At 35.9% G+C, this 11151-nt stretch carries 10 protein-coding genes; 9 read left to right on the top strand and 1 reads right to left on the bottom strand.

The features are described 5' to 3' along the window. Positions 1-164: 164 nt before the first annotated feature. The 8 genes from ADJ83_RS14615 to tuaH are packed head-to-tail and all read left to right on the top strand — an operon-like array spanning position 165 to position 8603. Positions 165-824, top strand: coding sequence for a sugar transferase (locus tag ADJ83_RS14615; protein WP_031535024.1), 660 nt, complete (start codon positions 165-167; stop codon positions 822-824). Further along, positions 825-2267, top strand: coding sequence for a teichuronic acid biosynthesis protein TuaB (tuaB, locus tag ADJ83_RS14610; protein WP_031535022.1), 1443 nt, complete (start codon positions 825-827; stop codon positions 2265-2267). A gap of 35 nt (positions 2268-2302) precedes the next feature. Continuing rightward, positions 2303-3532, top strand: a complete 1230-nt coding sequence (gene tuaC / locus ADJ83_RS14605) for a teichuronic acid biosynthesis protein TuaC (protein ID WP_031535020.1) — start codon at positions 2303-2305, stop codon at positions 3530-3532. Further along, positions 3529-4458 carry an NAD-dependent epimerase/dehydratase family protein gene (locus ADJ83_RS14600; protein WP_031535018.1) on the top strand — a complete coding sequence of 310 codons (930 nt, stop codon included), beginning with the start codon at positions 3529-3531 and terminating at the stop codon, positions 4456-4458. Before tuaC ends, ADJ83_RS14600 begins: the two co-directional genes overlap by 4 nt. Positions 4459-4489: 31 nt before the next feature. Then, entirely contained in the window at positions 4490-5929 is a 1440-nt protein-coding gene (locus ADJ83_RS14595; protein WP_048718172.1) for an O-antigen ligase family protein, read from the top strand. Between the two features lie 29 nt (positions 5930-5958). Beyond that, positions 5959-6633, top strand: coding sequence for a hypothetical protein (locus ADJ83_RS14590; protein ID WP_031535014.1), 675 nt, complete (start codon positions 5959-5961; stop codon positions 6631-6633). 7 nt (positions 6634-6640) lie between these two features. Beyond that, positions 6641-7390, top strand: a complete 750-nt coding sequence (tuaG, locus tag ADJ83_RS14585) for a teichuronic acid biosynthesis protein TuaG (protein ID WP_031535012.1) — start codon at positions 6641-6643, stop codon at positions 7388-7390. A 19-nt stretch (positions 7391-7409) separates the two neighbouring features. Then, on the top strand, positions 7410-8603 hold the full coding sequence (gene tuaH, locus ADJ83_RS14580) for a teichuronic acid biosynthesis protein TuaH (RefSeq protein ID WP_048718169.1): 1194 nt from the start codon (positions 7410-7412) through the stop codon (positions 8601-8603). A 357-nt stretch (positions 8604-8960) separates the two neighbouring features. On the opposite strand, the gene ADJ83_RS14575 is transcribed toward tuaH, so the two are convergent. Next, positions 8961-9383 (bottom strand): Rrf2 family transcriptional regulator, encoded by a 423-nt coding sequence (locus tag ADJ83_RS14575; RefSeq protein WP_031535009.1) that lies wholly within the window; start codon positions 9381-9383, stop codon positions 8961-8963. A 304-nt stretch (positions 9384-9687) separates the two neighbouring features. Here ADJ83_RS14575 and ADJ83_RS14570 point away from each other — a divergent pair, with 304 nt between their 5' ends. Further along, complete coding sequence (locus ADJ83_RS14570) at positions 9688-11076, top strand: protoporphyrinogen oxidase (RefSeq protein ID WP_031535006.1); 1389 nt, start codon at positions 9688-9690, stop codon at positions 11074-11076. The last annotated feature ends 75 nt before the right edge of the window (positions 11077-11151 follow it).

Here is an 11151-nt window from a genome sequence, read left to right as displayed (position 1 = left end):
GATCACCACCTCATTCCATAAAAATCATCCATGTATATCGAAAAATAACTGGAAATTTACAATCATTTACCATTCTTTAAAATAGATTCAACGATTTATTAACAAAAGAACCATATACTAAATTTGTAAATAGCCCAGATAGATAAAACTTTGAGGTGAAAAAAATGCAGGCTAACAGGAGTATCCATATTTTAAAAGAGATATCAATTGTACAAGCAAATAAACTTACGTCATCAAAAAAAGTTTCCTCTTATCCATTTTTTAAAAGAATGATGGATCTCTTTATAGCAAGTATAGGTATTGTGATTTCACTCCCATTCATTCTATTGTTTGCTATTCTTATTCGAGTAGATTCCCCAGGTTCACCCTTCTATATTCAAAAAAGGGTCGGAAAGAATGGGAAATGCTTTCGTTTAATTAAATTGCGCTCGATGAGAAATGATGCAGAAAAAGATGGCGAAAAATGGGCGGAAGTAAATGATCCAAGAATTACAAAAGTCGGGACCTTTATAAGAAAAACGCGAATTGATGAATTACCCCAACTATTTTCTGTATTAAAAGGCGATATGTCCATAATTGGACCAAGACCAGAAAGACCGTCTTTTACAGCGAAATTTAGTGAAGAGATTGATGGGTTTTCCAATAGGCTTCTTGTGAAACCTGGGTTGACAGGTCTTGCACAAGTGAATGGCGGATATGATATTTCGCCAGAGGAAAAGCTCAAGTACGATCTTCAATATATTAATAATGTGACGTTTACTTTAGAGATGATCATTTTGTTAAAAACAATAAAGGTTGTCTTAACAGGAGAAGGTGCTAGGTAATTGGACTCCATTAAAAGCAAAATTAACAGTGGAGCAAAATGGACTAGTATAGCGACGTTAGTCATTACTCTATTACAGATGGGGCAGTTTGTAATACTAGGTAATGCAATGAGTGCAAGGGAATTTGGCATGATAGGCATGTTGACAACCATCATTATTTTTGCACAGATTTTTGTCGAACTTGGACTAGGGGCAGCTGTTATTCAAAAGCATCATGCAACAAATAGACAGTTGTCCACTTTATTTTGGATCAATATTCTTTTGGGGATTTTAATCTGTATTGTTATGCAGGCTGCTAGTCCTATTATTGCAGATTACTTTCAAACAAACGAGCTAGAGGGAAAAATACGCCTGTTATCTATTGTTTTCTTGATTGCTCCAATCGGCCAGCAATCCCAGTATCTAATGCAGCGCGACTTATCCTTTCAGCTATTAGGAAAAATAGAGACGATAGCAACTATTTTAAGCTTTGGGCTCTTAATTGGTTTGATTGTTTTCACGAAACAAGACCCAATAAATGCGTATGTAATATCGCAGATTTGTCTCTATTCCTTGAAAGGAGTTCTTTTTTTTATTTGTTATCTTCCAAAGTGGAAACCAAGCTTTGTTTTAGATATGAAAGACTGTAAAGAATTCTTTTCTTTTGGGATATATCAGCTTTTATCTCGTCTCGTAAATCGTCTAGGTAGCAATGTAGATATGATTTTAATTGGGAGATTTATTGGAATGGAGGCATTAGGAATATATAGCTTGGTCTATCAAATAGTGACCATTCCTGTTCTTAAATTAAATCCCATCATAACAAGAGTTGCATTTCCAGTGTTTTCGAAAGATAAAAATAATAATCAGACATTAGAAACTGGTTATCTGTACATGACCAAATTATTGGCGCTTGTTTCTTTTCCGCTGCTACTCGGGCTTTATTCTGTTGCAGATATAGTTATTCCTCTATTTTTTGGTAAGCAATGGGGAGAAGCCATTCCAATTTTGCAAATTATGATTATTGTCGGGATCCTAAGAGTCCTTATGAACCCAAATGGCAGCATCATTTTAGCCAAGGGAAAGGCGAATATTTCATTTTATTGGGATTCAGGAGTATTAGTTTGCTACAGTTTAGCATTGCTAGCTGCAGTTCAAAGTGAGCAGCTGGAAATGGTGGCATGGACATATGTAGCTGTAAGCATACTGAATTTTATAGGTGGAAGAATTTTATTAACTAGAATGATTGGCCTTCAACTAAAAAGATATATCAAAGTGTTGCTGTTGCCATTTATTCTTGCAGGAGTAAGTAGTGTGATCGCATTTGTATTGAAAAATCAAATGATTTCGCTCCACAATAATTTGGTTTGGACGCTAATATGGTCTGTGTTGATAAGTGGGATCAGCTACTTCTTGTTATTCCTTGTAACAAAAAAGCTAGAGCTTAGAGGAGAGTATCAATAATCGCAGATAAACCTATAGAAAGAGGGTTACGTATCATGAAGGTATTGTGGATAACCAGTGTTTACCCAAGTGAGGAGAACCCTGGAATTGGAGTGTTTCATGAAACACAGGTAAGAGCACTAACTTCTTTAGGAGTAGAAGTAACGGTTATTAATCCTATTCCCTTAAATACATCCATTATTAGAGTATGGAAGAAAAAGTATCGAAAAAAGAATCTCCCCTATTTAGAAAAGCGGAATGGCGTGAAGGTATACAGACCAGTGTATAGAGCAACTCCGGGTCAACTTCGCTGGTTTCAGCCGGACAAACGGATTGCAAGAAGTATTCTTAACACCTTGAAGAAAGAAAATCTCCATTTCGATTTTATCCATGCTCATTTTGCAATGCCCTCTGGAGGTGCTGCCAGAATAATTGCTGCTGAATGTCAGAAGCCATGGCTTTTAACACTGCATGGAAGTGATGTTCATATTTATCCTTCTTTCAGTCGAAGCGCAGAACGGATTTTTCAAAAAACGGTTAAATCTGCAGATGAAGTAATCGCCGTAGGGAAGCACCTTGCGATAGCAGCAGAGCGAAAAACAGGTAGGGAATGTACCCCGTTGCCAATAGGGATTGATTTAACGACATTCAAGATAACGGACGCCTCGATATGGAAAGCAAAGCGTAAAGGGGAGTTAACATTACCGAAGAGTAAAAAAATCATTCTGTATATTGGACGCCTGGTGAAAGAAAAGGGGATTTTTGAATTAGCAAACGCATTGCCTTTTCTTCCAGCAGAATATGTAGTTGTTTATGTGGGCGATGGACCGGAAAAGAAAAGGCTACAAAGGCAGGAAATGTACAATGAACGATTGTTTTTAGTGGGGCAAATTCCTAATGATAAAGTGCGAGAATATATACTTGCAAGCGATATTTTTATTTTACCGTCCTATTCGGAGGGGGTGCCAACCGTTGTAATAGAGGCGATGGCTTTAAAAATCCCAATTATTTGTACGAATGTAGGTGGGATACCAGATTTATTTGGTAAATATTCTAATCTATTAATCCAACCTAAATCGGTACAAGATATCGTAACAAAAGTAAAAGAGTTAATGGCTAATCCGATTTTCTATGAAGAGGTAATAGAAGAATTATCCCAGCACGTCCATGCAAATTACTCTGTAGTTGATAATGCAAAAAAACTAATAGAGAAATATGAAGGATTAACAAATAAGTCGACAAATTCTACTTATGAAATAAATCACATTTGGGAGGAAGCAAAATGACCAAGGTTCTAGTTACAGGTGGAGCAGGTTTTATTGGATCACATATTGTAGAAGCTCTATTAGAAGAAGGATATGAAGTAGTCGTTATCGATAATTTTTCATCAGGGAAGTTTGATCATATTAAAGATTTGCCTGTTAAAATTTGTCCCTTTGATATAACCGATCCAAGAGTAATCGATGTTATTGTCGACTTACATCCTTCCTTTATTATTCACCAGGCTGCCCAAGTAAGTGTGGCAGAATCGGTTCATGATATATTGCATGATGAAAATGTAAATGTAAAAGGATCTTTGCATGTGATTCAAGCAGCTATTCGTGCCTCTGTGGAGAAAATATTATTTGCTTCCTCTGCAGCTGTATACGGAAACCCTATGGCGCTTCCTGTTACGATAGATCATCCAACCTTACCAGAATCACCTTACGGATTGACTAAATTAACTGTCGAAAAATATCTAAAGCTAGCACATAAATTTTATGGCTTATCCTATGGGATTCTAAGATATAGCAATGTTTTTGGACCAAGGCAGGATGGCAAAGGAGAAGGCGGAGTTATTTCTATTTTTGCTGATCGTATTCTTGAAAATGAGACGCCGATCATTTACGGTTCTGGAGAACAGACTCGAGACTTTATCTTTGTAAAAGATGTAGCATATGCAAATGTACTGGCATTAAAGCAACAAGAAAATGTTTGTTTAAATATTTCCTCAAATAATCGAATTTCTATCAATCAGCTTTGGGAAAAGATGGGGAAAATTAGCGGTTTTTCCTTTAATCCAATATATAAAGCAGAAAGAGCTGGAGATATTTTACATAGCATTCTTTGTAATGAGGAGACAATGGCACAATTGGAATGGATGCCTCGAACCAATTTAGAAAATGGATTGAGAGAAACCCTTTTCTCATCAAAAAAAGTTTTACAAAAGTAAGCGTAGAATAGGGAGGAAGGATTGTAGAAGTTTGGGAAATAATCGTACAGGAAGCAAAACAATAGGATTTACAGTCTTATTTATCGGTTGTCTTACCGTTTTATATGTGACAACGATGTATAAATTAACCTGGATACTTCCTATTGTAAGCATATGGATTTCTATACAATTAGGCGTTTATTTAAAATCAGTCATGACACTTGACCAATTATTCCGAAAGGTTATGTATGCCTTGCTGCTCTCTACCTTTCTTAACCAGTCCGTCATTAGTGTAAATGTTGGTGCCTTTTCTCTTTTTTTGTACAGAATATTGCTATTATTGGCAATTATTATGTACGTGTGCACTGCTTTATACAATAAAAGGCTGACGGTGGACTTTAATCGTAGTGGTCTGTCCTATATATGGTTATTTTTTGGTGGGTGGTTACTTTATGGAATTTTATCTGTTCTTTGGTCCCTCTCGATTATGGCATCCATTAAATATCTGTCCTTATTGATGATGGGGATAGCATTCGTTTATTTAGCAAGTATGACATTTAAAACAAGACTGCAATTGAAGTTCTTTTTGGCGGGCTGGCTTGGAATGACTGTTGTATTAGTTGGAATAGGCTTTGTGAATTATTTTTTCGCAATTCAATTGCCAAGTTCAGGGCTGTATGGAGCTTCTGTTCATAAACTAACCTACCCTACAGCTGTTTTTTTTAACCAGAATGATTTTGCTGTTTATCTGGGAATTTCCTTTTTCTTTTTCTTAGCTGTAGCAAAAAATGCTAAAAGAACCATGCTGAAAGGATCAACATTTCTTCTAAGTGTAATGGTACTTATTCTTCTATATTTAACGGAATCACGTGCTGCCATGCTTGCGGTAGTAGGAGGAGGGTTAGTCTATCTATTCTTATTGATACCGAAAAGGTGGAAAAAGTTAATTCTGCTAACTCTTTTTGGATTATTTGTATTAGGGAGTCTCTTGTTTGCAAACAGAGGGATTGCCAAAGTTCATTTACTTATGGACTCAGCAGGAGAATATGGATTCGATGAAGTGCTGCCATCAAACCTGGCAAGAATCAATCTTTTAAGGAACACCTTCTATTATTTACTAGATTCATATGGATTTGGTATCGGGGCGGGGAATATCCCTTATTATTTGGAGCATGAAAGCTACTTTCCAACTGGAAATGTCTATCAAGTGCATAATTGGTTTGCAGAAATTGCAGGGAATTTTGGTTTAGTTATTCTACTTGGTTATTTATTTGTGTGGATCTATGCATTTATAGGGTTCTATCGAATCTATCAAAGGACTAACAGCAGTACGGATAAAATGCTGTTAGAAGCATCCATGATTGGAATGGTCTCTTTCCTCATTTCTAGTATTAGTCCAAGTTCAGTGATGAATTTATATTTCCATTGGGTGTTTCTAGGATTTATTTTATCTACATTATCTGTTTATAAAAATAAAAAGCTAGAATCTTAACTTTCATAGCTGAAAGGGAGAGTTCGTTCGTGAAGTTCGGTTTATCACTTTTTACAGCCAGATTGAAAAGATACATTTTGACCTTATTAGTATTAAGCCTCCTTCTCGGAGCAATTGGATGGTTTGCACCAGCAGGGAAAGAAATTACAGATGTAAAAGCAGAGGCAACGATTTTACTTGGAAATTATGAAAATGAGTATTTGAACAATAGTGAAGTAATCGCGTCCTTATTAAGAAATGAAACGACTTTTAAAGAATATTTACCAGATGTTGAGATTGATAGAGAGCAACTCCGTATTTCTACCGATGCACCGACAAAAATAAGCTTTGCTTTGACTGCAATAAATGAACGAGAAGCATTGGATTCATTATCAGAATTAGTAACAGCTTTTTTAGAAATGGATCAGCGATATTACAAAGAAAAGGATGAAATTATCTCAGAAAGCATTAATCAGCTTCAGGAAAAGACCGTTTCAGAAGACTTGGTAGTAGATCAAGAGCGATTTTTATACGAGCTAAAAACGAAACAGTTAACACTTCAGCCAGCGATGCTAGTGAAGGATGTTATGGCAATTAAGGCAGATAACAGAGTATTTTCTCAACAAGATCGGGCGCTTTTAGGAGTTATGATTGGAATCATGCTCAGTTGTTTATGGATAATATATCCGGTGTTTATAAAATCTGAAACGGATTTAAAGAGGTGAATGTAGAATGACTCCATCTGTATCCATTATTATGCCTTCATATAATTGTAAAGAATATATATCTTATAGCATCGAATCAGTCAGAGAACAAACTTACACGGATTGGGAACTATTAATTGTTGATGATCATTCAACGGACGGAACGGTCGATTTATTAAAGGAATGGGAAAAGGCAGATGGACGCATTCGTATTTTTTACCAGACGGTGAATGAAGGAGCTGCTGTTGCCAGAAACATAGCACTAGCTCATGCCCGTGGAAGATACATCGCTTTTTTAGACAGTGATGATAGATGGAAAAAAGACAAGCTTGAAGCACAGTTAGCCTATATGATGGATAACAAATATGCTTTTACCTTTACTGCCTATGAGTGGATTGATCAAAAAGGAGAGTATTTAAATAAATATATTCGTGCTCCTAAGCGAGTTGACTATCAAACGATGCTAAAAAATACAATTGTCGGTTGCCTTACTGTACTAATTGATCGTGACCAAGTGGGAGATTTCCGTATGCCTAATATCCGCACTCGGCAAGACTTGGCAACTTGGCTAATGATTTTAAAAAGAGGATTCCGTGCGTTTGGCTTAAATGAAATACTAGCAGAATACAGGGTGGGAAATGAATCTATCTCCAAAAACAAATGGAAGGCAGCAAAAAATAATTGGCATGTGTATCGCCAAATAGAGCAGTTGAATTTCTTGCAGTCGTCTTGGTATTTTTCTCATTATGCCTATAATGCTATCCGGAAAAGACTGTAAAAGGTAAGGAGATATTAAAATGAGAACAATCCATGTTATTGTGGCGACTGGTATTTGGAATCTAGATCATTTAACATACCGTAGACATCGATTTGCAGAGTTCCTACAAAAACAGCAAGATACAGAGGAAGTAATTTGGCTTTGTCCAGGGCAAAAGCAAATGCCGGAAGTAACGAAATTAGAAAATGGCATTTATCAATGGATAATTGGTGATTTGGGAAATCATAAAATACAACGATTCGCTCGATTTATTCCCTGTTTTTATCAAAAGAAGCTTCGCAGCTTGAGCAACTATTTAGCAGAGAAGAAAGGGCGGTACTTGGTGAAATTATGGTATACTTACCCAGCATTGCCGACCCTCTATAAGATATATGATTGGGATCAGATCGTTTATGATTGTAGTGATCTATGGGCAGAACAGTTAAGTGGAAAATTTTCTATTCTTGCCTATTTAAAACAAAGAGTCATTTTGAAAAGTGAACAAAGAATTGTAGAGAAAGCGAGTTATATTACTTGTACTTCTAGTTTTTTAAAAGAGGAATTAATCAACCGAATGCCTGTCTATCACAACAAAATTTACACGTTTGAAAATGGTGTGGAATATGGGCTTTTTCAAAAACAGGCGAAAAATGTTCCTCTAATAGATAAAGAGCAACTAACGATTGGGTATATTGGAGGAATCAAGCCAAAGCTTGATTTTAATCTTATTCAGCAAATAGCACAAAGAAGGAAGGATTGGCGGATATTATTGGTGGGACCTGATGGCACTAATTCTAGCCAAGAATTTATGCAATTATTGGAGGAGTCAAATGTTCATTGGGCTGGAAGTGTACCGAGAGAGCAGGTTTCGGAATATATGCATACATTAGACATTGGGATAATGCCATATAAGGATACCCAATACAATAAAGCTATTTTTCCATTAAAGCTGTTTGAGTTTCTTGCTGCTGGAAAGCCAGTGATAGGGATGAACCTCCCCTCAACAAAGGAATATGTAGAAGAAGGTGTTTATGAACTTCTGCAGGGTGGGCTGGAAGTGGATACATATATTCAAGCATGTGACAAGATGATGAACATAGCTAGAAATCAAGAGTGGGAAAAAAGAAGAAAGCAAATTGCTAAGACAAAAGATTGGGAGACGATTTTCCAAGAAATTATTCATATAAATAAAGATAGAGAGAGTCTGGGTCAAAACAAAATAACTAATCTTTAAAGACGAATAATTTCTAATGTAGTCTTAAATAAAGCTACTTCCTCATGATGGTTATCTATGTTTTCAAATAAAATTATGCGTAAAAACTAAGTCGTTCCATTGCGCTACAGACGCACGATGCGCCGGGGAGGAAGCTGAGCCTCCTCGCATGCGCTGTGTGGGGTCTAAAGCGTCTCTATTTCCCGCAGGAGTCGAGCGTCCTCCGCTCCATTTCACTTCGTTTTTAAACTTTTTTTCAAACTGAAAAACACGATCTTTTATGTATATTAACTATACAAAAGTTCGTGTTTATTTTTAGTTGAAATACTTATGTCCCAGCCTCTTCTTTGTGTTCTATTTTAAAATATTCAATTGATGTTATATCTTACTGTATAAATCCATTTCTTCCATTACATCCAGTAAGGTAATTTGTGTTAATTCCTTTTCCATTAATTTCTGGATAGTAGAAAAAGTCTTCTCTAGTGTAGGATAAATTTTACAGCCGATTGGACAATCGTGATTTGGGTGATCGTGTAGCGCAAACCATTCACTTTTTGATTGAACAGCTAAATAAATGTCCAAAAGAGAGATGTCAGCAGGAGATTTTAATAGAATAGCCCCTGAAATTCCTGCTCTACTCGTTAATATTCCACCTTTTTTCAAAAGACCACACATTCTTCTTATCACTACAGGGTTTGTATTAACACTTTCTGCAATAGAATCAGAGGTTATTTGTTCATAAGGTTTCGAGGCAATTAAAGATAGGATATGGATAGCAACAGATAGTCGACTGTTAGCCATATAGATAGACACCACCGATCAAATTTTTTGTCATTCATCAGGAATACGTTATAATTGTTGCGTTGTAAAAAAAGAATAGTGATTCTTTCGACAAGCGCTTACATTCCGTGGTTAACATTATTATACAATGGATTTTACTACCATATGCGGTTAAATTTCTGCTAAATTGTGAACAAATAGACACAAAAAATATGTTGATAAATAGAAAGAAAATGGTAAACCTGTTTTATAATAAAAAAAGCTAAGAAATCGTAGAGAAAACAAGTTTTTAGATATTGTCATTAGTAAATGAGGTGTAGGAATTGTGAAAACAGTTTTAGTCGTTGGTGGTGGAATAACGGGGTTAACTGCCATGTATTATTTACAAAAACAAAACAGGGAAAGAAACTTAGGGCTCCGTTTAGTGCTAGTAGAATCAAATGAATATCTTGGTGGGAAAATTTATACCGTAAAAAAAGATGATTTTATTATGGAAACTGGAGCGGATTCTATTGTCGCGCGGAATAAAAATGTTCTCCCCTTTGTAAAGGAACTGAACTTAGAAGAGGAACTTGTTTTTAATGCAACAGGAACATCCTATATTCATACTCAAAATAAGTTGTTAGAAATTCCTAAGGATTCTATATTCGGCATTCCGATGACGCTAGAAGCACTTTTTACAAGTGAGCTTCTATCTACGCGAGGGAAGATAGAGGCTTTAAAGGATCTTTTTCGAACAAATATATGCTTTACGAAAGAATCGTCTATTGGTGAGTTTTTAGAGTATTATCTCGGAAAAGAAATTGTGGAAAAACAGATTGCACCAGTTCTTGCTGGTGTATATTCAGGTAATATTTATTCGTTAACAATGGGATCTACCTTACCTTATCTATTGGATTATAAAGAAAAGTATGGGAGCATTATCCGTGGCCTTGGAAAGAATAAAGACACATTTCAGTCTGCTGCGAATAAGAAATTTATCTCATTTAAAAAAGGGTTATCTACTATTATTAATCGATTGGAAGAAGTACTAACAGATGTAACGATTTTAAAGGGAATTGCAGTTACAGGCATGAAAAAAATAGATGATCAATATGAAATTAAGTTATCAAATGGGGAACAGCAAATAGTGGATACTGTAGTGTTATCGACACCTCAAGATATAACGCAAAGAATTTTAAACAAGGAAGAGTTAAACCCGATATTCGGCAAATTAAAGAATTCATCGAATATTACCCTGTATTTATCCTATGACATATCAGATGAAGAGCTGCCTAAAGACGGAACGGGATTTATTGTTGCAGAAGATAGTGATATTGTTTGTAATGCATGTACGTGGACAAGCAGAAAGTGGAAACATACTTCAAAGAATAATCAGCTATTATTGCGGCTTTTTTATAAAAAAACGAATCCGGCCTTTGCGCGATTAAATAGTCTGACAGAAGAAGAGCTGATAAAAGAGGCAAAAAAGGATATTGAGAAGAGTTTAGGAATTAAATCGAATCCAAAAAGCTATGAAGTGACAAAGTGGGAAAATGCGATGCCGGTTTATTCTTTAGATCATAAGCAAGCGGTAGAAGCACTTACTCAAACCTTAGCTGACTTATATCCAAATGTGTATCTTGCAGGATGTTCATACTTCGGGGTAGGGATTGCCGCATGTATGGCAAATGGGGAAGAAACAGCCGTGAAATTATTAAATTCAATAGAATAGTCAAAAAAAGCAGAGCCGCTTTACAATGGGAAGGTTCTGCTTTTTTCTGTGCAACCTATAAATCTGCTGGTTATT

It is taken from the genome of Bacillus sp. 522_BSPC, from assembly GCF_001076885.1.
Classification (GTDB): Bacteria; Bacillota; Bacilli; order Bacillales; family Cytobacillaceae; genus Niallia; species Niallia hominis.
This window is presented reverse-complemented; position numbering and strand designations above follow the sequence as displayed.